Origin of the sequence: Bifidobacterium asteroides (genome assembly GCF_019469425.1) — a bacterium.
Lineage (GTDB): Bacteria > Actinomycetota > Actinomycetes > Actinomycetales > Bifidobacteriaceae > Bombiscardovia > Bombiscardovia asteroides_I.
The window spans coordinates 1,007,972-1,027,787 of the sequence record NZ_CP048272.1; the positions used below are offsets into that span (position 1 = coordinate 1,007,972).

Genomic DNA, 19,816 nt, shown 5'->3' on the forward strand with positions numbered 1-19,816 from the left:
CCGAAGCCGCGTCCGGAGGGCTCGACCTGGACGTATACGGTTCCCACGTCCTGTGCCATCGGTTGCTCCTACTTTGTTCTTAGGTCGGTCCCGATGGCGGTCGGGTCAGTCGGATATGTGGAAGGTGTCCTGAAGACGCTTGCGTCGGGCGAGCCTTTCCGCGTGTTGCTGGCTGGTTTCCTGGCGGGACGGCGCGAAGAGGTTGTTCCTGGCGTCGGTCCAAGGGCGATAGCCTTTGTGTTTGAGTCTGCCTTCAAGCTCCATCTGGTCCCATAAGGCAATCTCGGCACCCGTGGGGATGTAGGACCATCCTGCGAGTGCGGCATAGCTGCTGCTGGTGTGGTTCCGCAGTATTTCTCGTGTAAATCTCCAGGCAGTGCCGAAGCCGATATTGGGGCTGGGTTTGCTCATTGCCGGGGCTTTCAGCCAGGCGCGCAGGCTTACTGGTCGCCAGGTCGTGCGGTAGCGCTGCTGCCAGTCCGCGTCTAATGCTCCTCGGTGCTGTCCGTGGAGGATGAGGAGGTAAGCGCTTTTGGGTCGATGCCGGATTCCGTTGCCCAGGCTTTTACAATTCCGGTCAGCCACCCCATGGCGTTGTCGGACCTGCGTAGCTTGTTCCAGAGGGTGGGGTGAATCTGTTCGAAGTAAGCCAGGAAAACCGCCATGGCTTGGTACTGCTCTTCCTCCGAGAGGACGACCTTGCTTTTGATAATGAAGATCATCTGGATGATTTCCAAGGGCAGCCCGGCCTTGCTGTTCAGGTTGGGCAGGTCGAACTTCAGTCCCAAGGCCTCCAGATGGACCTGGGGGTATTCCTGCTCGTCCTCATCGATTTGGGGTTCAACTACGGCGTAGGTGGTCTTATCGCTCATGGCGGTCTCCTGGATGTTGATTGTTGTTGTGGTGGGGCGGTCCGTTCTGGGTTAGGGTTCCCACCCCCGCGAGACCGCCATCCAGCGGGGGAGGGAAGTATGCGTGTCCTGGGATGTCAGGCCTTTTTCGCGGCCGCCTTCGGCGTGGTGGCGGGCGATGCTTCGTCGGAGAGCAGTCCGTAAGCGTGGAACTGGTAGCCGTCGGAGGCTTTCGCCATCTGCAGGGTGACCGTGAACTTGATGGTGTCGGTGTTAGTCAGGGTCAGGTCGTCGCGGTCGCTGACCTTGGCCTTGCCGCCACACACGATGATGGGGTTGGCGTACTGGTCGAGGGCCGCCAGCACGAAGCCGTAGCGCTGGTTGGTGGTGGCGTCCCTGATATGGAAAGCGCCGTGCTCGTCGGCGGCCACGCCGAAGTAGGCCTCGGCCATGTCGCGTTTGCATTCGATGCCGGGGATCTGCAGGGTCCAGTATCCGGGCTCGGTCTCGGAGACCACGATGTCGCCGTTGTGGGCTTTGATGTCGGTGGTGTCGCCCGGCTCGGGGTGCAGGGTCGCGCCGTCTTCGGAGTTGTAGCCGACGGGCTTTTTGCCCTCGGGCGGCTGCCATGCCGTGTCTGCAGGCATGGTGAACTCCTCGCCGTCCTTGAACAGGAAGAGCGCGTAGTCCTTGATGAGCTTGACGAGGTCGGCGTTGTTGCCGCTGGTGATGTAGGAGGTGTCTGGCTTGGTCATTGCCGTATGTGCCTTTCGGGTTGGACTGTTGTAGAGGTGAAGGCATGTGGCGGCATGCGGTTTGTCGGGTTATGTGGTCGATACCTGCAGAAGCAGAATCGCGTAGGCGAAGATGAGCGGCCCGTCCGCCTGCCGCATGGGGCCCGAGGAGGGTGCTGCGGACACGATGGGGAAGGGCAGGCCGCCGGCTGTGATGGCGTGGATGATGTCAGCGGCAAGGTCCTGTGCCTTGGCGAAGTCGCCGGTGCCGTCCTCCCGGCGGGCGATGACGCTCAGGCGCAGGCGCACGTACTGGCTGACGGGTGTGGCCATGCCCTGCGGCTCCCCGGCTAGAACGCACTCCAGAAGCGGATTGCCCTTGTCGCGCAGGCTGCCGAAGTGTACGCCGGGGAAGCAGGCTCGCAGAAAGGGCAGGAGCGTGGCCTCAATCCTGGGGGTACGGGCTGGCGGCGTCATACGCGCACCCGCCCGAGCGCCTGCGTCAAGGCACCGTTCTTGGTCTCGTTGGGCCCGTCGGTGATTAGGGTGACGCCGTTGCGGGTCCTGCCCTCGCTCTGGTCCCTGACCCTGATGCGTCCATGAGGATCGTGGCCAACGGCCCGCTCGCAGGCTTCGTGCACCACCTGCTGGATCCGTTGGCTTTTCAAGACCTCGTTGCTGAACGCCTGCCGGTTGAATACGAACTTGCACCGCTTTGCCATGTTCAGCCTTCCTTAAGCGACACGTTGATGACCTCGCCGATATGGCGGCCGGCGGTGTCATGCCAGATGGCCACAGTGCCCTCAATCCGGGCCATGCGCCCCCTGACCCTGACCACATCGCTCTCCCGGATGCCGGTGGGCTCGGGGGAGCGGATGTAGAGCGTGCAGTTGTATTCGACCGCCAGCGAGTCGGTGTCGGCGGCGGCGTCCTTCTGGAGGGGTGCCACCAGCGCCGGCATGCTTTTCCAAAGGTGCAGGCCGGACTGGATGGTGTTTCCGTCTGCGTCGGTGTCTGCAAGCCCCCGGTAAACCTCAATCGTCTCCAACCGGGTCTCCCATCTGAATGACGAAGGCCCTGCGCGCGGCACCTACGCCGAGCGACCTTTTCTCACTGTCGAGCAGGTAGAGGTCGCCCAGCGGGTTGCTAAACGTGTAACCGCTGGTGAACGGGCCGGTGGTCTCGTTCGCCTGGCTGGTGCCTGCTGGCAGACCGGTTTCGTCGGCCGACAGCGCCCGTTGGACCATGGCGCAGCAGATGTCGGCGCAGATGCCTGGCTCCTGCAGCTCGTAGTCGGCCCACCGGGGGCAGGTGGCCCGGATCTTGCGCGAGGCCCGGGCTAGCAGGACGCCGGCCTTGCTGCGCTGGTCCCCGGTCAGCTTGTGCCAGCCGGATTCCAACTCCTCAACGGATGTGAAGGCGTTGTCCTGCGGGGTTTCGTCTCGTCCGCCCATGGTTCCTCCTAGAGTTCGTCCACCCGTTGCTCGCCGGTGTCTAGGTTGCGCGTGATGCGTACCCGGACCTTGTCGGGGCGGGTGGCTTCGAAGGTCTCGTAACGGCCGGCGGGCTCGTTCTTCGCGGAAGAGGCGGGGGCTGCAGGCGGCTCCTTCTCTTTGTCGGGTTCCTCGACGGGGGTTTCCTGCACGGGCTCGGTCTGCGCATCTTCGGGCTCGTTCGCGGTGACGGCCTGGGTCGGCTCCGATTCAGTCTGTTTCTTGGCCGCTGCGCCGGCGGTCTTCCTGCTAGCCATTGATGACACCCTTCAGTCGTGCAGCTGCCTTGCCGCCGAAAACGGCAAGCCCGACGAAGAACTCGATGCGGGTGCGGTAGGCGGGCTTGTCCTGCAGCTGGCCCAGATCCTGCACGTTGACGCCCCCGTTGGTCAAGCCGGTGACCGCCTGGTCGCCTTCCGAGGAGCCGTACCGCACCGCGTAGATGCTGGAGGTGGCTGTCGCTGTGCCCTGGGTCTCAGACTGTGCGAGGATCTGGGTGCCGTCCGGGTTGGTGCCGGCCTCCAGGATGGGGATGCCGTTCCACTGGATGGCCCGCTTGCCGGCGATGTCTTCCTCCAGGACGGCATCCAGGCTTACGTGCCGTAGCGCGGATCCGATCTTGCGCACGACCGCGGAGTTGGCGTAGATTGCGCCGTTCTGGGCGTTGATGCCTGGCACGGCTGCCAGAAGGTCATCCAGATGGTCCAGGAAGGCGTGGATCTCCGCTGTGGTGGAGCCCACGATTGGAGCGCCGTTGACGCCGGCTTCCAGGACTTGGCTGCCGACCAGGCGTTTGCGTAGCCCGTCGAAGGCCTTGGGATCCACGGCGGTGTCACCGTTGAAGAAGGTGTCTTGGAATTTGTAGGACAGGGCCTTGGTTTTCAGAACGGTCTGCTCGGCCCGCTGGTCGTTGAGGTTGCTGCGGGTCTTCTGGATGAAGGTGTCCACGTCCGCGTCGCCGCCCAGGATATGCAGGGACTCGGTCTTCTGGTTGACGGTGCCGGTGGACTCGGTGTATCCCTCGTTCACGTTGCGGAACTCGACTCCCGGCAGGCTTGCTTCCGCATCGTAGGAGAAGGCGTTGCCCTCGATCGGCATGAAGGGGATTCGGTCCAGGATGGGGCTGGACTGCACAAAGGTCTCCAGCACGCCCTTGGTGAGCATGTCCTGCGAGAGCTTCGCGGATTCGGCTAGTGTGACGGCCATGGTTGATGGCTCCTTTCAGATGGTGTTCATTGGTCCGCATAGGCGGCGGCCAGCAGCTGGGCGGGGCTCATACGGCCCCAGTCGCCGCCAGCGGTCGGCGGGTTGGCAGGCGGCAGCTTGGGCTTGGTGCCCTGCTGCTTCTCGGTGATCTCTCCGATGGCCTCCTGGAGCTTCTGCGCGTTCGCCTTGAGCGCGTCCCCCTCGCCGGCCAGCAGGGCCACGACCTCCCGGCTCAGCCCGGTGTCATCGGCGATTGAGCCGAGCAGCAGCTCGCGTTCATGGGCCGCCTTGAGCTCGTCGCGTTCCTTGGCCGCCTGCTCGGCCTGTTCGCGCAACTTATCAATCTCGCTCTTTTTCGCCTCTTCGATCTCGTCAAGCTTGGCCGCTTTCGACTTGATTTCGTCGTAGTCGGCGTACCTGGCCTCGATCTCGGCGGCGCGCTTGGCGAGCGCTCGGCTGAATTCCTTGGACTCGTCTGACCGGCCGGCCTTGGGGTCGGCGGGTTTCGGGGCCGAGGGTTTCGGCTCGGTCGCGGGTGTGCCTCCGGATGCTGGATTGGGGTCGGGGTTGGTGACGCAGCGGATACGGCGGGGCACGGGATGGTTGTGCATGGGGTTTCTCCTTGGATTGGTCGGACGCACGGTTAGCGACGCGGCGTGCGGGGTCCGCGAAAGATGGTGCTGTGAGAGGATCTGGTGGCGGGTGCAGGATTCGAACCTGCGTAGCCTGAGGCGGCCGAGTTACAGTCGGCTCCCGTTGTCCTCTTGGGTAACCCGCCGGGGTGTGGTAGCTTGGATAGTGCCAGGAGGCCCTCCGGGGTAGTGAAATAACCTACGGAAACCAGGGGATTGTCTCCTGGCTCTACTTTTTCAGTGTGACCTCCTTCAGGCCGTTGTTGCTGAGAATCCATAGTCTCTTGATGGGTGTTTGCGTGCGCTGGTTATAGAGCGCAAGCTGGTTGATGAGCTTGTCTGGCACTTCGGTGTCGCCTAGGTCGATGATGAAGGAGTCCTTGGTGACGCCTTTTCTGGCTGCCTTGCTGGCGGCTTCGGAGATGCGTTTGGCGATGTGCGAGTATTTGGCGGTTTGCATGGACTTCAGCTCGTAGTCGCCGTCCTGCTCGTTCCAGTGGAAGTCGTTGGTGGGCAAGAACTTTCGTCTGTCCTTGGGGATCCATCGGTAGTGGTTGCCGAGTTTGGCGAAGCGTTCGAGGAATACGATTTCGTGCATCTCCAGCACGTCCTTTGATGTGGGGATGCCGAGTTTTCGCTGGCGGGCGTCCCAGACGCTTTGGGGATGCGGTTTTTCGTTTTGCAGGGAGAGGATGCGCCGTTCGTCCTTCCAGGCGGTACGTGTCCTATCCGTGGCGACCCCATCCTTGAGCTGCTCGGGGTACATGGTGCGCATGCGTGCCAGGCGTTCGCGGTAGTCGCCGCTGCCTGTGGAGTCCCACATGCGGCGGTACCGGTCTGGGTTGAAGCCGGCGAGGTGCTGCTTGCCCCAGCTGGGCACTATGCGGCAGTCGCAGTGAGGGTGGTAGGAGTTTCCTAGACCGGCTGACTCCTCGCTGAGGTAGGCGAAGCCGCGGGAGGCGAGCATGAGGCAGAAGGCGCAGGTGGTGGGGCCGGCCGGCACTCTAGCCCATCTGGGTTTGGTTGGGTCCAGTCTCATGTTGCGTTGCAGTGTCAGGCGTTCCGATGCTGCGATCATTTCGGCGATGAACTGCTGTGCGTCATCCAGGTTCGACAGGTCGGGCCACAGGTCCTCGATGCGTTTGCGGGCCCGTGACTGGCGTTCGGCGACCTCCTGGTAGGTAAGCCCGGCGAAGTCCGAATCGTTGAATCCGCCCTGGACCTGCCATAGGGTGCGGTCGGGGTCGATGAGGGCAGTGTGGTCGAACGTGGGGAAGTCGGCATCTCCGTATTCGGCCCATAGGGTGCGCAGGGTGTCATAGTAGTCGTTGGCCATCTGGCTGGCGTCTCTGGCGTACTGGGCTATCAGGTCTTTCGCGTCCATGGGGTCGCGTGAGAGGACCACCTCCAGTTCGTCGGCCGCCGTCTCGCGGAGGGCATCGAGATTTCTGCGGTGGTCCTTGTGGGCCTGGTCAAGCAGCCGTTGGAGCTCCCGCATGCGGTCCGGGCTTGGATGCAGGTCGTTGAGACTCATCATCCACCTCCGGTCCATGCAGCATGGTCGCTTTCAGCTGGTCGATGCGTTCCTGAGTTCTTGCGCGCTGCTGCTCGCCGCGCAGGGTGCGGCGCTGGCGGTCGGACAGGTCGAGCATGTCGTAGGTCACGTCGCTGTCGGCCGGAAGGATGCCGGCCTGCACGAGTTTCACGGCGGCGTCTGCTGCCGCGGCCCGGCTCGGTGTGGCGGGGTTGCGCCACTGGCAGGAGATCGCCTGGGCGGTTCCGTCGGGGCCGGCCAGGTTCTGGGCCCTTGCGATGATGCGCTGCCAGGCGGGGCCGAACCAGGACTGGCATTGCTCGGCAGTCAGGCACAGCTCCTTCTGGGCCTTATCGATTGCCTCGGCGGAGGAGGGGTTGTCGGTGAGCACGCCCATCGCGTCTGGCGGCAGGCTGGTGGCGGAGGCGAACATTGTGGCTGTCTGACGCAGCTGCGCGCTGTGAGGCTCGAAGCTGTACTGCGGGAACTGACCGACGGTGGGCTGCTCCCCGTCGACATCGCTGGGGATGGCCAGCACCTGGTCCAGCATGATCTTCCAGTTGGGAATCCTGCCCCCATCCTCATCGGTGAACATGTCCTCGCTGACTCCGATAAAGTAACGGGGCGGGACGGAATACAGCTCGGCCTGCATCTCGGAACGCAGAAAGGTGCGCACGGCGCTGTCGGTCAGGCTCATGACGGTGCGGCTGATGCGGCTGCGGCCGAAGGGGCGTTTGGCGTCGGGCTTGTAGGCCAGCAGTTCGCAGGGCAGGCGCTGGCCGGCGTGGTCTGTGCGCGAGTACACCTGCCAGACAGGGCCGGACTGCACGATGCCGACGGTGTGCTCGGTGTCCATCAGGTACATGCCTTGCAGGAGTTTGCCGTCGTCGGACACGTCGAGCAGGAGGGCCGCAGCCAGGCCGTGCAGGCGCTTGTCCCACACGCCGGTGGCCACGTCCGCGGTGAACTCCTGGATGATGGCTTCGGGCTCGCCGATGGAGGTGTCGCCCTGTAGGGCAGCCAGGAAGCTGCATGAGTGCACGAGCGCGTCGGTATGCGCGGACTGGGCGGTCTGCAGCAGGCCGTTGGCGTCCATCAGGTCGGACACCTGCCTTGACAGCTCGGAGCCGTCCTGGGTGGTGACCCCATCCAGGACCACACGGTTGGCGAGCGCTTCGACGGCTTTCTCGGGCCAGCCCACGACGATGTCGATGTCTTTGGCGATGGGCGGCAGGCTGTAGCCTATGTCCTTGAGTTCGTTGCGCCCGTCGTAGTATTTGGTGCGGATCAGGTTGCGGGCGCGTTTTTCAAGCAGGCGGCGCAGGAGCCTGCGGTAGAGGGTCTGCTCAGTGTTGGTCAGGCCGCTGATGGTCTGAGGCGGGATGATCATCGTATGAGCCTCTGCTTTCGGTTGGGGTCGCGTTTGGTGACCGCTGTTCCATAGAGGGCGAGCGTCACCGCGATCAGGGGGCTGATGTCGATGTCGGAGCCGAGCTTGTTCCAGCCGACTGCTCCTGAGCCGCCGATGTTGCGGGTGGTGGCGTTGGCCACGGCGATGTCGAGGGCGGGCTGTTTGCCGTCGGCCAGGTGGGTGAGTTTGCCGTCCCTGAGCATGTCCAGCATCCTTCCGCAGGCGCGTCCCATGTCTGGGGCGCTGGTGGTGATGACCTTGACGTGCCGGGCTTTCAGGTCGGGCAGGAGGGCCATGGCGGGCGACTGGCCGTCGATGACGACGGCAGCGGTGTGCGGCCACCGGTCGGCAATCCAGTCGACGGCCCAGGCGCTGCCCTTGGACCGGGTGGATTCGAAGGCCTTGAGCTCGATGTGGGCGCTGCCGTCTGCGTGCTTGACGCAGCCGCCTATGGCCAGGCTCGAGCGGTCTGGGGGCATGTCGATGGCGTAGCCGACCTGGCCAGCGGTGTCCGGCTCGTCGGTGGCCGCCATCCGCCATTGCGCCGGGTCGATGGCGCTGCTGGCGGCGACGGTGTCCCAGATGCCGAGTCCCTCGCGCCGGAAGCTGTCAGGGCTGAGTTGTTTCTGCAGGCGCAGGATCGAGCTGGCCGGCGTGCGCTTGGGGTAGGAGGGGTTGGCCATGGCCCATTGCTTGCGGTCGTCGGGGTCTGCGTCGGGGTCGGCGCTGAATTCTAGGTAGAGCATGTCATCGGTGCCGGCTAGTGCCTCCTGGCGGCGGATGGTGAATGCTTCGCTGGGGTCGCCGGGCTTGGGTGGGGTGCCCATCATGATCAGCAGGCCGTTGTCGGCGGTGTTCATGGCGGGGACCATGTCGCTCATAGCGGTCTCGGTCAGGATCTGTGCCTCGTCCAGGATGACGATGCCCACGCCCTTGAACCCGCGGCCGAACCCGCGTTCCCTGGCCCCGAACAGGATGCGAGAGCCGTTGGCGAAAGCGACTTCCTGCTGCCCGTTGGCGCTGCGGATGCGGGCGATGCGCCGGCGTGCGCCTTTGCGTCGGGCCATGGAGCGCATGTCGCCGAACGTCTCGTCCGAGGTGCGCGAGCGGTGGGCGGTCCACAGGACCAGGAGTCCGGGGTGCAGGATGCACAGCATGAACACCATGGATCCGATCAGGAATGTCTTGCCCACCTGCCGGCACAGGCTCATGACCACACCGCCAATGCCTGCTGCGTACCTTCCGTCGGCTCGCTTGGCCAGGATGAGCATGCCCAGCGCGTCCTGCCAGTAGTCGAACTCGATGCCCAGGAGGGCCTGCGCTAATTGCCTGACTCTGGGCCATTCCGAGGAGACGATGCCAGAGGGGATGAGCAGGTGGCGGGCGGCCTCAGATAGCTTCGGCGCTGAACGGGACATCCTGCGCCTCGCTTTCCTGGTCGTCCAGAGCGGCGACCGGGTCGTCGTCCTCCCGGTAGTCCTGCAGCTCTTTGGAAGCCGCGAGCAGCTGCCTGGAGATGGCGGGCAGGTCACGGCTGGAAGTCTTGTCGGATTCAATAGCTTTCCTCAGCCGGCGCACGGTCAGGCGCAGCATGTCCTCGTAGGAGGGCAGCGGGTCGACCATCTCCTCGAAGTCTTCCTGGGTAAGCCGCTCGGGATCCTTGCGCCGGCGGCGCATGATCTTGGCCTGGCCGGCGGGCTGACGGGGAGAGGAGGCCGGGCGGGTGCGTTCGCGGCTGGCCTTTTTGCGGCAGGCCGGCGAGCAGTACTTCTGGTCCTTGCGGGAGGGGATGAAAGCCTTGCCGCATTGCGGGCATTTGCGGATTTCGGCGGACAGGGCCTCGTGCGACGTTTTAACGCGGCTCATGCCCTTTGCCTCCTCGCCAGTCGGCAGTATGGCTCCCGGTATGCGACGCTTCGGTGCCCTGCGACGTTTTTCATTTTCCTTGGTATCGCCCGGGGAGAGATCAGCACTGCACCCGAGGCTGCCGTCCAGGCCACCCAGGGGGTCCTCCCCCCAGGGTCACCAGTCGCCGCTGGTCTCCAGCGGTAACGATGTCGACCTGATGTCCTCGGCACGGCCGGTCTGTTGAAGCTGTCTGATGCGCTCCCGTGCCCATTCCACGGTGTGGTTGGATCTGATGCGGTTGCACCAGCGATGGGCCAGGAAGCAGTTGGAGAAGTCGGTGGCCGACCCGCCACGACTGACCGGTACCAGCTCGTCGACCTCGGGACTGCCTGGCAGGCCCGCCGGCAGGGTCTTGTCGACCGGCTGCCCGCACAGGTGGCAGGTGTCGTAGGCCGCCTTGACCCTGGCCGTCACCTGGTCACGCCGCCACCCGTTGGACCGACGGTTATTGCGACTGCCCATTGTCAGGTGTCTGGCTGATGGTGCTCCATGACCCCTGAGGATAGGCCGCGATGGTCTTGAAGAGTGGCCCCCAGATCGTGAGGGTGCCGGTCTTACGGTCTATCCTGTACCCTTTTGCCCGGGGCAGTGGAGTAGTGGGTTGATTGGGATGGTTGACGATGAACATGGCTTACTCCTTTGTCTAAGCTCGGTCGTGTCTGATGAGTTCGTTACAGTTACGGTTCTCGTTGAGAAGGAAACTGAACGGGTCGGCTTGCTTCAAGGTAACCTTGGGCAATCTGGAGCAGCTGGGCCAGGTCCTGTTTGTCCTTCCAGGCCCATGCTCTTGTTGAAGATAATTTGGTTGCACGACCTCCCGCGTGCCATCTTCCGGTCGAAGCACAGCTCGACGAAAAGTTCGTTGCTGAAGAAGATTGTTTGGCGGGGGTGCGTCTGCTGAGACGGCTAGTGCAGGCTCTGTGTTCTTGTTGAGTGTGACGAAGGCACGGTATTGGCCCCGGCTGCAGATAATCACATACACGTCACCTACCGAGGGACGGTTGGGCTGGACTCTCTGCAAAAGTGTATGAATTGGTGACGCGATGAGATGCATGTGCATGGATAAACACAGAAGAAGTCAGCGAATGATGGCGAATAAGTATAGATGAAGTTGCCGTAGCTGTCAGCTTCATCCAACAGATACTATTCGGTTTCCTCTTTTGTAGGAATTTCCTATTAAATATCTTTGTCGTTTTGTCCGTTCAAGAATGAATCAACATCATTGAGCTGTACATATGCTGAGTAGAGAGATGGCAGTGCAATAAGAAGACTCATGGCGACATGGGTGCTAATTCCAATTGCGATGACATTTCCTATTGCTTCAATTATGGGATTGTTTAACAGATTTAACGCTTTGGTGAGTATTACAACGATTGAAGCTATGATTGAACTGTATGCACCTGCCAGCAAGTGTGCTGATGCCGTGTCGAGCAGCCAACGTTTACGGGCATGGTCATAAGCTCCCTGAGATTGCTTGCTTACAGAATTTCTCCAACTTGCCAACAGGCTGAATGCGGTTATCAAAGCGGCCGAGAGAATAGCAAGTGAAGCCAGAAGAGAATCGTCGATAGAGAGCAGATTCTGCTGTTGCATATCTGATTTATCCGAGGAAATAATAAATGCATAAACACAGGAACTTATAAATGCCACTACAGGAGGTAGCACATATATAAGGATAAAGCTGAACGTAACATGGCGTCTTTTTTCTGGCGAATCATGGTTGTCGAATCGGTAGGTTGCTCTCCATTGTGCTCGGTAGATGCCAAAAGGCGCGAGCTCCGACATTCTTATGTCACCTTTCAGACGATAGTTGGAATTGCCACTCCATCAGCCTGGCCGATTTGCTGTAAATGGGTATCAGCTTCAGCCCATAACTGGCCAATTGTTGCTTGATCACCTAAAGGGTAGACAAATAACTGAGCTATGGCAAGAGCTGAAACTGTTGTCTGTTTATCGTTCTCGGTAAACGTCACCGAGCCATCATCCCAATTGACATTAGCCGCCCCCTGCCATCGGGGGAACACGGCAGCTATATCGTTTATTGCCTGTGGGTGTGCGGTATTGCGGACAGCAGCAGCAGCCAACGTTCGAAGAATCCTCAATCCGCGCCTTTGAGCTTGTATGGAGGGATTCGAATATTGCATAACTACTTTTTCCTGGTGAGCTATCCCTGTTGCTCCGGGGTCCCTTTTCACAAGGGTAAAAGCCGTCACTTCAGCGTTGCCGACAGCATTGTTAAACCGTTGGGCATCAGCTTCAGGAACTGGGATAAAACGGTACCAATCAGAAGCTCTCACTATGTCGTTTCCGCTAAGGCGGTGAGCTGCCAGCTTTAGATAAAACGAAATATAGGCAAATAAGAGAGAGCAGGCCTCTGTTTTTGCTCTTACCTGTGCAGCCACATAACAACAATTGAGTCCTTGCGGGAATGCTATGCGCAGTAAAAGCCGTCTTACAGTGGCATCGTTATGAATATTTGCAAGATTGCCATTCCGTACCAGAAAGTCGAGATCACCATACTTTCCTTTATAAATTCCCACTTCAACGACTTCGGGCGAGATTGGACGAATGGTTTTGATAAGAAAGCAGGGATCGCCAGGTTGAGCTGTGTGGTTCGTATTAAATGAGTTTGCGTCTAATCTCATTTTGGGATATGTGTTAAGAATGTGACCTTTGAGGTTGTTCATAGTGTCTATAACAACTCGTTGAAATGATCGATCGCCAAGAGCTATGCCATCCGCTAAAGGTTCACGAGCATTATTTTTGTGCACTTGCACTTTAAATAACCGAAAAGCAACATTTGCCATAATCGATGTCCTTATCGTAATCTTCCAACACGATAAGCTTAACTCAATTCTGACGTAATATGCTCCACAGAGCCATAATGACGAAGGTTATCAATAATGTACAGATGATGGCCCCCGTTATGGAATGTCGTAATCACTTAATTATTGGTGAAGTTGGCCATAACTTTGCTGGAATTCCCGACACTATTAATTTGCTCGTCCACACTCTATTTTGTCAAATAACGTCCACAGTTATCTCGTGAAGGCTCGCCAGATATCCCAAAGCAGGTATACGGGGTAGCCGTCTTGTTCTTTGACCGGTTTTATTATGCCTCTGCGTTTCCATTCGCTGATGGTCTTCCGTCTGACAAAAATGCCGCATCTTTTGAGGAGCTGGCTGAGTCCGGCTGCTGTTCCTTGGGTGCCGCAGGAGGCCAGGCGCAGGATGCGGGCCTGCTGGACTTCACGTACCTTGAGGGTCCGGCCGCAGGAGGGGCACACGGTCCAGCCGGATTCCAGGTCGTCCTGGGCGCACCAAAGCTCGGACCCGCACTGCTGACAGTAGCCTATCAGCGTATGGTCCTCGGGCGGCTCGAACTGTCGGCCCATGCGCTGGACGAGCGTCGCGGCCATCCGCTTGATGATGGGCGCGTCAGGCCGGGCGAGCAGGCGGTCCACTCGATTGGTCGCGGCGGCCAGCAGGCCCTCGGTCGGCACGTGCCGCTGGCGCACGCCCGCGGCCCGCCCCAGGCTCCACGCGAAGTGTTCGATGTCCTCCAAGAGGTTCCATGCGCCTTCGTTCAAGGGAATGGGTGCAGTGGTGCGCAGGCCCGCATGGGAGCTGTGGGCTGTCACGGACGCCTTCTTCGCCGCCAGTAGCCGTAGGTCGGGTAGGTAGATGCGTAAGGTGCGCAGGTCCTGGTCGAGATGCCGGTGGTCGTGGTCCTGGCTGTCCGTCTGGTTCATGCGCGCTCCTTCTCTGTCGTTCGTTCCTGGTCGACGACGGTCTGCCTCTTCGCCGTCGGTTGGCTTAGCAGCTTGGCGGTCTGCTCGACTGTGTATCTTGCCTGGGCCCAGGTGAGGATCCTCTCGCGTAGCACGTTGCTGGTCATGCTTCCTCCTTGGGGTTGTAGGGGTTGCCGCTCTGCCGTCTGGTGAACCAATCCAGGTACCCGTCCTGGTGTCCCTGACGCCATGCCTCAGCCTGGAGGGCCGACACTCGTTCGTGTTGCTCCGGCGGCTCTTCGGGGGAGGGGGTGTGGTCGAGGATCCATTGGGCCAGCCTGCGGGCCGTGGGTACGTCGACCATGGCATACATGTCGAATTGGTCGCCGGACATGCTCAGGCGCAGGCTGTCTGCAGCCAGGGTGACATCCACATCCGGTTGTCCGCTCTGCTCGGACCAGGACTCGTGCGAGATACAGGCGTAATCGCCTTCGCTGCCTCTGCCGCTGCTCCAGGTGACGCCCGTCTTCCGGTCAGTCCTGTTGCCCTCGGGTGTCGTCGTGCTCATGCTGTCTCCTCCTGCTTCTGCTTGTCCGGGTGTTTCACACCTATCAGACGGGCGTAGCGTTCGAAATCGAGCTCGCCCTCCTCATTCACCACTGATTTGTCGACGAGTCCTGACTCGCTTTGCTCATACATTGGCGCATCGGAGAAGCCGCGGCCGTCCGCCAGCCGCCCCAGCGCAGCCATTTGTGCTTCGGGGTCGGCGTGCAGGCCGTCGTCCAGCAAGATTCTCATCGCTTTCCATCCTTGACGTGTTCGAGGATGAATTGGGCGAGGGGCAGGGCCGGCCTGTTTCAGTTCATCGTTCATTGCTGGTCGATTCCTTCCAGGCTGCTACGCAGGTCGGCGAGCATGACCACTTCGCGTGATTTGAGGGGTTTGGAGAGCATGGTCTCGATGGCCAGGCCCGCGTCCAGGGTCCGCTGGGCCAGACCGGCGGTGTCGTAGACCACTTCAGTGATCGGGTCGATGTCGCCCCAGCGTTGCAGGTGCTCCTGCTTGGTCTTGGAGTCCATGGCCCTGCGCACCAGGGCCAGGTAGGAGGCAGAGGCCTTGAGGATGCCCTGCGCCTTGGGCAGCAGCTCCACCAGCATCTCCGGGGTGGCCTCGTCCGGGACCAGCGCGTCCACGCCCTTGTTCCTCCTCGTCTCACTCATGATTGACTCCTTCCGTGTCCGTCGGTATCTGTACCGGTGTCCATCCGCCTTGGTCGTCCAGGAGCACCCAGCCATGCTGGCGGGTCAGGACAGGCACCATCTCGGGATGGTCCTGCCAGGCGTGCACCAGCCAGCCCTTCTCGTATGCCTCGGCCGTAGCACTCCCGTGCACGTCGCCATGGCAGCCGCTGTCCCCGGACCCGCACAACAGAATCAGGTTGGACGCCTCATGCAGGCCGGGCCACCGGTGCGAACGCATCCTGCGATGGTGCCGGTTCATCCAGGTGGAGCCCAAGGGCTTGCCGCAACGCACGCACCGCCAGTTGTCGCGCCGGTCCACCAGGCGTTTGACCTGTTCGCTGGGTTGGTTGCTCAAGCCTGCTCCTCCCACATCTTCCACAACCACACATGGGAACAGCGCTGGCTCATAACCGGCCCCCATTCCACAGGTCATCCGGCGGATAGTGGCCTCCCTGCGGCATCTCCGCCTCGGAATCACGGCTGGGCTTGTCAAACGGGTGCTCAGTCTGAAAACCATGGACCTCGCTTCCACTCAAAGCCTCCGCCAGCGGCGAGCGCCCACCGCCAGCGGCTTTCAGGCCGTCCAGCATCATCTGGTACTCTGCGATGTCCCGGTCCAGGCAATGAGACGTGCGGTGATCGGTGGCGGGTATGCGCTCGCGGATGCGGTGTGCGAGCGCCGGGCGGATGGTATTGAGGAGGATGCGCAGGCTGGATACGTCCATGTGTTGGTGGCTTGTGTTTTCGAGCAGGCCTGGCATGGTTTGGTCCAGCCATTTGGTGTCGAAGTGGACGCTTGACCCTGCCGGATGCAGGATGGCTTGTTTGGTTTGGCGGCGGAGCCAGGCTGCGAACATGCGTTGGGCTGAGGCTTGCTTGAGTCCGGTTCGGCTTTCTTCCAGCAGCCTGTTGTCCCTGTGCGTGCGCTGTGCCCATGCCGACGGCCCGTCTGTGTGGATGCGTCGGGGGGCGATGACTGTGTGCAGGCTTGTTTTCACTTGCTTGGCCTGCAGGTCCGTCACCCGCATCTCCATCTCCAGGAGCAGATCGGAGACCGGGTTCAGGCCGGTGGTTTCCACGTCGATCCATAGCAGTCGGTGTGGCAGGTTGCTTCGATGGTTGCCGCTCATGCGATCTCCTTGAGTTCGTCCGACCGGGTGGGCAGTCCCAGCTGTTCCAGGGCTTGGTCCGGGCTGGTTCCTGTGTTCAGCAGGTCGGCCAGGTGGCAGCCCAGGTCGACGTCCGGGCTTTCGCCGTCCTCGCAGCGCAGCAGGTCCAGCACGTGGGCACACTTCCAGGTGTGCTTGTGTGGCTTGGCGGGGATTGCATCGGCTGTGGCCGGCAGGCCCGGGGTGGCTGCCTGTCGCTCGTCGCGCAGGCTCTTGGCGCGCTTTGTGATCCATGAGGCGAACGCGGCATCCAGGTCCCGGTAGCCGTAATGCCGGATGCCTTTGGCTTTGATGGCGTCGCGGAACTCGGCCTCCAGGTCCGGCACGTCCACGAAAGGCAGCCCACGCTCCCGGAGCTCCACCGCCCGCTGGTAGCAGGACGGCGACGGATGCCACGCATCCACGTCGGGCCAGTGACCATCATCATCGGAGGGGGAGGGGTTCTCTTTTTCTCTCTCTTTTTGGTTTTTGGTTTTAGGTTTTAGGTTTGTATCCGTTACTTGCCTGTTATAGGGACTGTTACGTAACGCATTACCGTCGGCGTTATCCTTGCGTTGTTTTGCCCGGTGTTTGGCTTGTCGCTTGGCGTTTGACGTTTTCATCTGTTCGATTTCCTCTCGTGAGTTCTGCGATTCCAGGTAGTCATGCACGCACGCTCCGTCTTCGGTTTCGTCCCACAGGCCGAGCTCGAACATGCGTTCTTTCTGTCGTTTTTTCACTCCCAGCAGCTCAGAGATCGCGTAATCGGAGATCCGGCCGTCGGTGAGCTTGTCGCTGCAGAAACTGATTGAGATGACCCACAGGGCGAACTCCTTGGGATGCTCCTGCGCGATGCGCCGCATCTTTTCGTTCGTCCACAGGTCGTTGCGCAACTGCGCGAAGCCGACCTTCATGACCGGGCATCCTTGAAACGCACAGGCGTGGACCGGGCGGGGGTCATCATGTCGCGCTGGAGCGCCTGCCTGTCGGCATCGGCAGCCCACTGTTCATCCGCCGCAAGGCACATGCAGGCCTCGCCCCGCACGCGCCTGCCATTCATATCCTCGCCCTTAGGGCTTTCGCACCGTTTGCTCATGATTGCTCCTCTGTAGGCTCCTCCCCGTCCCGCGGGCGCGGTCCGGGTTCCTGTTCGTCGTGGTCCCTGCCGGCGGCCCAGGCGATGCCTATGGCTGCCGCCAGCAGGATGATGGCTGCTATCGTCTGCCCCATGAGCTCTCCTTGTATGGGTTGGGGAGACGCCTGGAGGTTTCCGCGGAAAGCCTCCCTTCCTCCCAGGCCTTGGCTTTGACCTGGCCGAACCAGCGGTCGAAGGCATGCCAGGCGCTCATGCCGCCGTCGCGGTCGTAGTATTCGTGGACCGCCCAGCGGATCTGGTGCTTCTCCAACGGCAGCACGCGGGGCTCAGAACTCGGGTTGGCCATCGTCGCTCCCGAACCCGCATCCGTCTCCGGCTCCCTGGAATCCCGGATCGCTGTGGGCCCGTGTCACCTGGACGGTGGACCTGAGCAGGCTGGGGCCCAGATCGTCCACGGTCATCTCGATCACGGTGCGCTCCGTCCCGTCCTTAGTGGTGTATGAGCGTTGGGAGAGCCTGCCGGTGGCGAGCACCGCGCTGCCCTTGTCAAGGCTGGCGGCGATATGCTCGGCCAGCCCCTCCCAGGCGGTGCAGCGCAGGAACACGGTCTGTCCGTCCTCCCACTGTTTCGACTGCCTGTTGTAGGCCCGGGGCGTGGAAGCGATGGTGAACCCCGCCACCCGTTTGCCTGTTCCCGTCGTACGCAGCTCGGGGGCCGCGGTCAGGTTGCCGTGCACGCTCACGGCTGCTTCGTTAATCATTCGATTCCTCTTTCCATTCGATGCCCTGGCGCATCAGGTCCAATCGACGCCACATCACCAGGTCGCTCTTTGACAAGGCCGCCCGGAAGGACGGGTACCGGCAGAAATGCACCAGCAGGCGCTCAACCGCGCTCACGCCAGCACCTCTCCAACGCCGTCGACAGGCCCGTGCCCCTGCGGGAGCGTCGGGCCCTGGACAGCCAGGCCGCTTTGGCCCGTGACTGCTGCATCAGGTAGCGCGACTCGGCGGCCATCCGCCTGCTGCGCTCGCCGGCCCACGCGCAGCCGGCCACGGCGATGGTGTCCGCCACCTCGTTCAGGAAGGCATCGACCTGATCCGTGTCGTAGCCCTCACGCAGGCGATGGGTATCGAACTCCTTGTCATGCACATCCTTGGGTGTCAGCATTCGCCGCCTCCCTCCGCGGTGCCCTGGCGCAGGGCACCGGCCTTGTACGCCCGCACCACAGCCGGGTCGTACCTGACGGCTCGGCCCAGCTTGTAGTACTCGTGCAACTCCCGGCCCTCGAACCGCCACAGGGCGAGGGTCTTGACCGGGATCCCCAGATATGCGGAAACCCGCCGGGGAGACCATGGCGTCTCGGCCCCGGAGCGTTCAATCGTCCTGGCTTCCATCGCGCACCTCCTTCGCCTCTGCCATGCCGGCGCGTGTCAGCCGGTAGCGCGAGCACCTGCCGCCAGCCTCGCTGCGGCCCCCCTGGTCCGCGACCTCCACCAGGCCCAGCCGGCACAGCTCGGACAGGCGCGTGCGGATCGTGGACTCGCCCAGCGGGCGGACCTGCGGGTGCCGCCGTTCATGGATCCTCTGGGCCCTGCGATGCACCCGCCATGCCTCGACAGGTGCGGCGTTGTGCCGACGCAGTTCCAGCAACGCCTCCAGGGTCAGCCGCTGCTTCTCCTTGGTCTTCACCCGGCCGGCCGCCTCGAAGCTGGTGGACGGGTCACCCTCACGGGTGGGTGCCTCCAGCAGATCCTCTATCGTGGGTTGCCTCAGTCGCACAGATCCCACCTCCCCAGCCCGTACCAAGCCAGGGCCAGGCCGGCAACGGCTGCCGCCAGGTGCGCCAATGAGAGCACACCTCTGGTGAGCGCGTACGCCAGCCACGTCGACCCCCAGCCTGCGAGCAGCAGGCCAGCAGACCCCGCCAACAGGAACAGGAACGCTTTCATCGCTGTCCCTCCTTGATGAGCTCTGTCGCTTTCGCCGCTATCTATACAGTGATGGGCGGTTTGCTCATTCGCCGGCCATTGGCAGCTCATTTCGGTCTTCTCGTTTCCATCGGTTGATAGCTGGGTTTTCAGCAGGGTCTGTTCGCCCGCGTCGCCGCGCTGGTACAAGAGCGGCAAGGCTGGCGGTTCCTTTCTGTGGGAGAACAGCAGCATCTTTAGCGTGGCCTGTTTGGGCTTTTCCATGCCCTGCTTTGGTTTGGCGGGTATACTGTTTCCAGACATTGGAATAACCAACTTTCTTGTCTATGAAGCCGCTGCGTCACCAGCGGTTTCTTCTTTTCTTTTGTAAAAGTGAGGCCGGGGCGGCGGGGAAAACCGCCCCGACGATCCCCTAAGATGGATAGCGAAGCCGTATATCCGGTACGGCTCCCATCGAAGGGGAAGAATCAATGGTCAATGGTCTGTTCCTGGGGAATAAGAGAGAAGCCTGGCTGCTCGCCGACAGTGAGAATCCGAAAGATCTCATGGAGAACCTTGCCCGAGCAGCCAAAGAAGGCACGACTGTTTTTGTGAAGGCCAGAAAGGCATCTACCGGGCCGGAACTTCAGGTTGCAATAAACCCAAGTGTCATTCCTTTTTGGTTCGTGGATTCGGTGACCAGGCAGAAAGGCACAATCTATTGAGACGTGGTCGGCGCTGACGGAAGTCATCGGACGCCCCCGACCTTGTCTATGACATTCAGGAGACGGTCGGTGGAGTTGAATTCTGCGGTGGCGCGGAGCGTGGCAGCGATGGCAATGCCGACACCGATGGCGGCCACGCCTGATCCAAGCAGCACCGCCGTAGATTTAAACATGATTTTCACGGTTTTGGTCTTCATT

37 protein-coding genes and 1 tRNA gene are annotated in these 19,816 nt (G+C 61.5%); 1 reads left to right on the forward strand and 37 read right to left on the reverse strand.

All coding sequences use genetic code 11. From position 1 onward, the window contains the following. Positions 1 to 105: 105 nt before the first annotated feature. From GYM67_RS03905 to GYM67_RS04080, 36 genes are all read right to left on the reverse strand, one after another. Positions 106 to 411, reverse strand: a complete 306-nt coding sequence (locus GYM67_RS03905) for a hypothetical protein (protein ID WP_198190714.1) — start codon at positions 409 to 411, stop codon at positions 106 to 108. 74 nt (positions 412 to 485) lie between these two features. After that, entirely contained in the window at positions 486 to 872 is a 387-nt protein-coding gene (locus GYM67_RS03910; RefSeq protein WP_198190715.1) for a hypothetical protein, read from the reverse strand. Positions 873 to 988: 116 nt separating this feature from the next. Continuing rightward, the gene (locus GYM67_RS03915; protein ID WP_198190716.1) at positions 989 to 1,606 is read right to left on the reverse strand and encodes a phage tail tube protein; all 618 of its coding nucleotides are present in this window, start codon (positions 1,604 to 1,606) and stop codon (positions 989 to 991) included. A gap of 69 nt (positions 1,607 to 1,675) precedes the next feature. Next, positions 1,676 to 2,062, reverse strand: coding sequence for a hypothetical protein (locus GYM67_RS03920; RefSeq protein WP_220237208.1), 387 nt, complete (start codon positions 2,060 to 2,062; stop codon positions 1,676 to 1,678). After that, positions 2,059 to 2,307, reverse strand: a complete 249-nt coding sequence (locus tag GYM67_RS03925; protein ID WP_220237209.1) for a hypothetical protein — start codon at positions 2,305 to 2,307, stop codon at positions 2,059 to 2,061. Before GYM67_RS03925 ends, GYM67_RS03920 begins: the two co-directional genes overlap by 4 nt. Positions 2,308 to 2,309: 2 nt before the next feature. Next, on the reverse strand, positions 2,310 to 2,633 hold the full coding sequence (locus tag GYM67_RS03930) for a hypothetical protein (RefSeq protein ID WP_220237210.1): 324 nt from the start codon (positions 2,631 to 2,633) through the stop codon (positions 2,310 to 2,312). Beyond that, entirely contained in the window at positions 2,620 to 3,039 is a 420-nt protein-coding gene (locus GYM67_RS03935) for a Gp19/Gp15/Gp42 family protein (RefSeq protein WP_220237211.1), read from the reverse strand. Before GYM67_RS03935 ends, GYM67_RS03930 begins: the two co-directional genes overlap by 14 nt. Positions 3,040 to 3,047: 8 nt before the next feature. Further along, a complete protein-coding gene (locus tag GYM67_RS03940) occupies positions 3,048 to 3,335 on the reverse strand; it encodes a hypothetical protein (protein ID WP_220237212.1) in 288 nt (95 codons plus the stop codon). Then, positions 3,328 to 4,284 (reverse strand): major capsid protein, encoded by a 957-nt coding sequence (locus GYM67_RS03945; protein WP_220237213.1) that lies wholly within the window; start codon positions 4,282 to 4,284, stop codon positions 3,328 to 3,330. The genes GYM67_RS03940 and GYM67_RS03945 overlap by 8 nt, the downstream gene beginning before the upstream one ends. Before the next feature lie 26 nt (positions 4,285 to 4,310). Continuing rightward, the gene (locus tag GYM67_RS03950) at positions 4,311 to 4,925 is read right to left on the reverse strand and encodes a hypothetical protein (RefSeq protein WP_220237214.1); all 615 of its coding nucleotides are present in this window, start codon (positions 4,923 to 4,925) and stop codon (positions 4,311 to 4,313) included. A gap of 52 nt (positions 4,926 to 4,977) precedes the next feature. Next, positions 4,978 to 5,062: transfer RNA gene (locus GYM67_RS03955), tRNA-Tyr, on the reverse strand. Between the two features lie 83 nt (positions 5,063 to 5,145). Continuing rightward, a complete protein-coding gene (locus GYM67_RS03960; RefSeq protein WP_220237215.1) occupies positions 5,146 to 6,414 on the reverse strand; it encodes a VG15 protein in 1,269 nt (422 codons plus the stop codon). Continuing rightward, complete coding sequence (locus GYM67_RS03965) at positions 6,389 to 7,840, reverse strand: phage portal protein (protein WP_220237216.1); 1,452 nt, start codon at positions 7,838 to 7,840, stop codon at positions 6,389 to 6,391. The genes GYM67_RS03960 and GYM67_RS03965 overlap by 26 nt, the downstream gene beginning before the upstream one ends. Further along, the gene (locus GYM67_RS03970; protein ID WP_220237217.1) at positions 7,837 to 9,279 is read right to left on the reverse strand and encodes a terminase; all 1,443 of its coding nucleotides are present in this window, start codon (positions 9,277 to 9,279) and stop codon (positions 7,837 to 7,839) included. The genes GYM67_RS03965 and GYM67_RS03970 overlap by 4 nt, the downstream gene beginning before the upstream one ends. Next, a complete protein-coding gene (locus tag GYM67_RS03975; protein ID WP_220237218.1) occupies positions 9,251 to 9,727 on the reverse strand; it encodes a recombination protein NinG in 477 nt (158 codons plus the stop codon). The genes GYM67_RS03970 and GYM67_RS03975 overlap by 29 nt, the downstream gene beginning before the upstream one ends. 156 nt (positions 9,728 to 9,883) lie before the next feature. Next, positions 9,884 to 10,231 (reverse strand): HNH endonuclease, encoded by a 348-nt coding sequence (locus GYM67_RS03980; RefSeq protein WP_220237219.1) that lies wholly within the window; start codon positions 10,229 to 10,231, stop codon positions 9,884 to 9,886. Beyond that, positions 10,215 to 10,397 carry a hypothetical protein gene (locus tag GYM67_RS03985; RefSeq protein WP_220237220.1) on the reverse strand — a complete coding sequence of 61 codons (183 nt, stop codon included), beginning with the start codon at positions 10,395 to 10,397 and terminating at the stop codon, positions 10,215 to 10,217. The genes GYM67_RS03980 and GYM67_RS03985 overlap by 17 nt, the downstream gene beginning before the upstream one ends. Before the next feature lie 548 nt (positions 10,398 to 10,945). Next, entirely contained in the window at positions 10,946 to 11,554 is a 609-nt protein-coding gene (locus GYM67_RS03990) for a hypothetical protein (RefSeq protein ID WP_220237221.1), read from the reverse strand. Positions 11,555 to 11,568: 14 nt separating this feature from the next. Continuing rightward, positions 11,569 to 12,576, reverse strand: a complete 1,008-nt coding sequence (locus GYM67_RS03995; protein WP_220237222.1) for a hypothetical protein — start codon at positions 12,574 to 12,576, stop codon at positions 11,569 to 11,571. Positions 12,577 to 12,807: 231 nt separating this feature from the next. After that, positions 12,808 to 13,521 carry a hypothetical protein gene (locus tag GYM67_RS04000; RefSeq protein ID WP_220237223.1) on the reverse strand — a complete coding sequence of 238 codons (714 nt, stop codon included), beginning with the start codon at positions 13,519 to 13,521 and terminating at the stop codon, positions 12,808 to 12,810. Further along, positions 13,518 to 13,667: a hypothetical protein gene (locus GYM67_RS04005; protein ID WP_220237224.1), complete on the reverse strand. Its 150-nt coding sequence runs from the start codon at positions 13,665 to 13,667 to the stop codon at positions 13,518 to 13,520. The genes GYM67_RS04000 and GYM67_RS04005 overlap by 4 nt, the downstream gene beginning before the upstream one ends. Beyond that, positions 13,664 to 14,068, reverse strand: coding sequence for a hypothetical protein (locus GYM67_RS04010; protein ID WP_220237225.1), 405 nt, complete (start codon positions 14,066 to 14,068; stop codon positions 13,664 to 13,666). Before GYM67_RS04010 ends, GYM67_RS04005 begins: the two co-directional genes overlap by 4 nt. After that, positions 14,065 to 14,373: a hypothetical protein gene (locus GYM67_RS04015; protein WP_220237226.1), complete on the reverse strand. Its 309-nt coding sequence runs from the start codon at positions 14,371 to 14,373 to the stop codon at positions 14,065 to 14,067. Before GYM67_RS04015 ends, GYM67_RS04010 begins: the two co-directional genes overlap by 4 nt. Next, positions 14,370 to 14,720 carry a hypothetical protein gene (locus GYM67_RS04020; protein WP_198190733.1) on the reverse strand — a complete coding sequence of 117 codons (351 nt, stop codon included), beginning with the start codon at positions 14,718 to 14,720 and terminating at the stop codon, positions 14,370 to 14,372. The genes GYM67_RS04015 and GYM67_RS04020 overlap by 4 nt, the downstream gene beginning before the upstream one ends. After that, positions 14,713 to 15,096, reverse strand: coding sequence for a hypothetical protein (locus tag GYM67_RS04025; protein WP_258561571.1), 384 nt, complete (start codon positions 15,094 to 15,096; stop codon positions 14,713 to 14,715). Before GYM67_RS04025 ends, GYM67_RS04020 begins: the two co-directional genes overlap by 8 nt. Positions 15,097 to 15,145: 49 nt before the next feature. Then, positions 15,146 to 15,871: a 3'-5' exonuclease family protein gene (locus tag GYM67_RS04030; RefSeq protein ID WP_220237227.1), complete on the reverse strand. Its 726-nt coding sequence runs from the start codon at positions 15,869 to 15,871 to the stop codon at positions 15,146 to 15,148. Further along, entirely contained in the window at positions 15,868 to 16,803 is a 936-nt protein-coding gene (locus GYM67_RS04035; RefSeq protein ID WP_220237228.1) for a hypothetical protein, read from the reverse strand. The genes GYM67_RS04030 and GYM67_RS04035 overlap by 4 nt, the downstream gene beginning before the upstream one ends. Continuing rightward, on the reverse strand, positions 16,800 to 16,985 hold the full coding sequence (locus tag GYM67_RS04040) for a hypothetical protein (RefSeq protein ID WP_220237229.1): 186 nt from the start codon (positions 16,983 to 16,985) through the stop codon (positions 16,800 to 16,802). The genes GYM67_RS04035 and GYM67_RS04040 overlap by 4 nt, the downstream gene beginning before the upstream one ends. Then, on the reverse strand, positions 16,982 to 17,119 hold the full coding sequence (locus GYM67_RS04045) for a hypothetical protein (protein ID WP_220237230.1): 138 nt from the start codon (positions 17,117 to 17,119) through the stop codon (positions 16,982 to 16,984). The genes GYM67_RS04040 and GYM67_RS04045 overlap by 4 nt, the downstream gene beginning before the upstream one ends. Further along, the gene (locus tag GYM67_RS04050) at positions 17,104 to 17,331 is read right to left on the reverse strand and encodes a hypothetical protein (RefSeq protein ID WP_220237231.1); all 228 of its coding nucleotides are present in this window, start codon (positions 17,329 to 17,331) and stop codon (positions 17,104 to 17,106) included. Before GYM67_RS04050 ends, GYM67_RS04045 begins: the two co-directional genes overlap by 16 nt. Next, positions 17,312 to 17,746: a single-stranded DNA-binding protein gene (ssb, locus tag GYM67_RS04055; RefSeq protein WP_220237232.1), complete on the reverse strand. Its 435-nt coding sequence runs from the start codon at positions 17,744 to 17,746 to the stop codon at positions 17,312 to 17,314. Before ssb ends, GYM67_RS04050 begins: the two co-directional genes overlap by 20 nt. Further along, a complete protein-coding gene (locus tag GYM67_RS04060; protein WP_220237233.1) occupies positions 17,739 to 17,882 on the reverse strand; it encodes a hypothetical protein in 144 nt (47 codons plus the stop codon). The genes ssb and GYM67_RS04060 overlap by 8 nt, the downstream gene beginning before the upstream one ends. Continuing rightward, the gene (locus tag GYM67_RS09335) at positions 17,869 to 18,153 is read right to left on the reverse strand and encodes a DivIVA domain-containing protein (protein ID WP_220237234.1); all 285 of its coding nucleotides are present in this window, start codon (positions 18,151 to 18,153) and stop codon (positions 17,869 to 17,871) included. Before GYM67_RS09335 ends, GYM67_RS04060 begins: the two co-directional genes overlap by 14 nt. Continuing rightward, positions 18,147 to 18,380: a hypothetical protein gene (locus tag GYM67_RS04070; RefSeq protein ID WP_220237235.1), complete on the reverse strand. Its 234-nt coding sequence runs from the start codon at positions 18,378 to 18,380 to the stop codon at positions 18,147 to 18,149. Before GYM67_RS04070 ends, GYM67_RS09335 begins: the two co-directional genes overlap by 7 nt. Then, positions 18,361 to 18,765 carry a hypothetical protein gene (locus GYM67_RS04075; RefSeq protein WP_220237236.1) on the reverse strand — a complete coding sequence of 135 codons (405 nt, stop codon included), beginning with the start codon at positions 18,763 to 18,765 and terminating at the stop codon, positions 18,361 to 18,363. The genes GYM67_RS04070 and GYM67_RS04075 overlap by 20 nt, the downstream gene beginning before the upstream one ends. Beyond that, the gene (locus GYM67_RS04080; RefSeq protein ID WP_220237237.1) at positions 18,756 to 19,178 is read right to left on the reverse strand and encodes a hypothetical protein; all 423 of its coding nucleotides are present in this window, start codon (positions 19,176 to 19,178) and stop codon (positions 18,756 to 18,758) included. Before GYM67_RS04080 ends, GYM67_RS04075 begins: the two co-directional genes overlap by 10 nt. A gap of 206 nt (positions 19,179 to 19,384) precedes the next feature. Between GYM67_RS04080 and GYM67_RS04085 the strand changes: the two genes are divergently transcribed. Continuing rightward, positions 19,385 to 19,618 carry a hypothetical protein gene (locus GYM67_RS04085; RefSeq protein WP_220237238.1) on the forward strand — a complete coding sequence of 78 codons (234 nt, stop codon included), beginning with the start codon at positions 19,385 to 19,387 and terminating at the stop codon, positions 19,616 to 19,618. A gap of 23 nt (positions 19,619 to 19,641) precedes the next feature. Here GYM67_RS04085 and GYM67_RS04090 read toward each other — a convergent pair whose 3' ends face one another. After that, on the reverse strand, positions 19,642 to 19,815 hold the full coding sequence (locus GYM67_RS04090) for a hypothetical protein (RefSeq protein WP_220237239.1): 174 nt from the start codon (positions 19,813 to 19,815) through the stop codon (positions 19,642 to 19,644). Position 19,816: the final 1 nt, after the last annotated feature.

Coding starts and splice junctions, on each gene's coding strand:
- GYM67_RS03905 (WP_198190714.1), bottom strand. CDS start 411: ATGAGCAAACCCAGCCCCAATATCGGCTTCGGCACTGCCTGGAGATTT.
- GYM67_RS03910 (WP_198190715.1), bottom strand. CDS start 872: ATGAGCGATAAGACCACCTACGCCGTAGTTGAACCCCAAATCGATGAG.
- GYM67_RS03915 (WP_198190716.1), bottom strand. CDS start 1,606: ATGACCAAGCCAGACACCTCCTACATCACCAGCGGCAACAACGCCGAC.
- GYM67_RS03920 (WP_220237208.1), bottom strand. CDS start 2,062: ATGACGCCGCCAGCCCGTACCCCCAGGATTGAGGCCACGCTCCTGCCC.
- GYM67_RS03925 (WP_220237209.1), bottom strand. CDS start 2,307: ATGGCAAAGCGGTGCAAGTTCGTATTCAACCGGCAGGCGTTCAGCAAC.
- GYM67_RS03935 (WP_220237211.1), bottom strand. CDS start 3,039: ATGGGCGGACGAGACGAAACCCCGCAGGACAACGCCTTCACATCCGTT.
- GYM67_RS03940 (WP_220237212.1), bottom strand. CDS start 3,335: ATGGCTAGCAGGAAGACCGCCGGCGCAGCGGCCAAGAAACAGACTGAA.
- GYM67_RS03945 (WP_220237213.1), bottom strand. CDS start 4,284: ATGGCCGTCACACTAGCCGAATCCGCGAAGCTCTCGCAGGACATGCTC.
- GYM67_RS03960 (WP_220237215.1), bottom strand. CDS start 6,414: ATGCGGGAGCTCCAACGGCTGCTTGACCAGGCCCACAAGGACCACCGC.
- GYM67_RS03965 (WP_220237216.1), bottom strand. CDS start 7,840: ATGATCATCCCGCCTCAGACCATCAGCGGCCTGACCAACACTGAGCAG.
- GYM67_RS03970 (WP_220237217.1), bottom strand. CDS start 9,279: ATGTCCCGTTCAGCGCCGAAGCTATCTGAGGCCGCCCGCCACCTGCTC.
- GYM67_RS03975 (WP_220237218.1), bottom strand. CDS start 9,727: ATGAGCCGCGTTAAAACGTCGCACGAGGCCCTGTCCGCCGAAATCCGC.
- GYM67_RS03980 (WP_220237219.1), bottom strand. CDS start 10,231: ATGGGCAGTCGCAATAACCGTCGGTCCAACGGGTGGCGGCGTGACCAG.
- GYM67_RS03985 (WP_220237220.1), bottom strand. CDS start 10,397: ATGTTCATCGTCAACCATCCCAATCAACCCACTACTCCACTGCCCCGG.
- GYM67_RS03990 (WP_220237221.1), bottom strand. CDS start 11,554: ATGTCGGAGCTCGCGCCTTTTGGCATCTACCGAGCACAATGGAGAGCA.
- GYM67_RS03995 (WP_220237222.1), bottom strand. CDS start 12,576: ATGGCAAATGTTGCTTTTCGGTTATTTAAAGTGCAAGTGCACAAAAAT.
- GYM67_RS04000 (WP_220237223.1), bottom strand. CDS start 13,521: ATGAACCAGACGGACAGCCAGGACCACGACCACCGGCATCTCGACCAG.
- GYM67_RS04005 (WP_220237224.1), bottom strand. CDS start 13,667: ATGACCAGCAACGTGCTACGCGAGAGGATCCTCACCTGGGCCCAGGCA.
- GYM67_RS04010 (WP_220237225.1), bottom strand. CDS start 14,068: ATGAGCACGACGACACCCGAGGGCAACAGGACTGACCGGAAGACGGGC.
- GYM67_RS04015 (WP_220237226.1), bottom strand. CDS start 14,373: ATGAACGATGAACTGAAACAGGCCGGCCCTGCCCCTCGCCCAATTCAT.
- GYM67_RS04020 (WP_198190733.1), bottom strand. CDS start 14,720: ATGAGTGAGACGAGGAGGAACAAGGGCGTGGACGCGCTGGTCCCGGAC.
- GYM67_RS04030 (WP_220237227.1), bottom strand. CDS start 15,871: ATGAGCGGCAACCATCGAAGCAACCTGCCACACCGACTGCTATGGATC.
- GYM67_RS04035 (WP_220237228.1), bottom strand. CDS start 16,803: ATGAAGGTCGGCTTCGCGCAGTTGCGCAACGACCTGTGGACGAACGAA.
- GYM67_RS04040 (WP_220237229.1), bottom strand. CDS start 16,985: ATGAGCAAACGGTGCGAAAGCCCTAAGGGCGAGGATATGAATGGCAGG.
- GYM67_RS04045 (WP_220237230.1), bottom strand. CDS start 17,119: ATGGGGCAGACGATAGCAGCCATCATCCTGCTGGCGGCAGCCATAGGC.
- GYM67_RS04050 (WP_220237231.1), bottom strand. CDS start 17,331: ATGGCCAACCCGAGTTCTGAGCCCCGCGTGCTGCCGTTGGAGAAGCAC.
- ssb (WP_220237232.1), bottom strand. CDS start 17,746: ATGATTAACGAAGCAGCCGTGAGCGTGCACGGCAACCTGACCGCGGCC.
- GYM67_RS09335 (WP_220237234.1), bottom strand. CDS start 18,153: ATGCTGACACCCAAGGATGTGCATGACAAGGAGTTCGATACCCATCGC.
- GYM67_RS04070 (WP_220237235.1), bottom strand. CDS start 18,380: ATGGAAGCCAGGACGATTGAACGCTCCGGGGCCGAGACGCCATGGTCT.
- GYM67_RS04080 (WP_220237237.1), bottom strand. CDS start 19,178: ATGGAAAAGCCCAAACAGGCCACGCTAAAGATGCTGCTGTTCTCCCAC.
- GYM67_RS04085 (WP_220237238.1), top strand. CDS start 19,385: ATGGTCAATGGTCTGTTCCTGGGGAATAAGAGAGAAGCCTGGCTGCTC.
- GYM67_RS04090 (WP_220237239.1), bottom strand. CDS start 19,815: ATGAAGACCAAAACCGTGAAAATCATGTTTAAATCTACGGCGGTGCTG.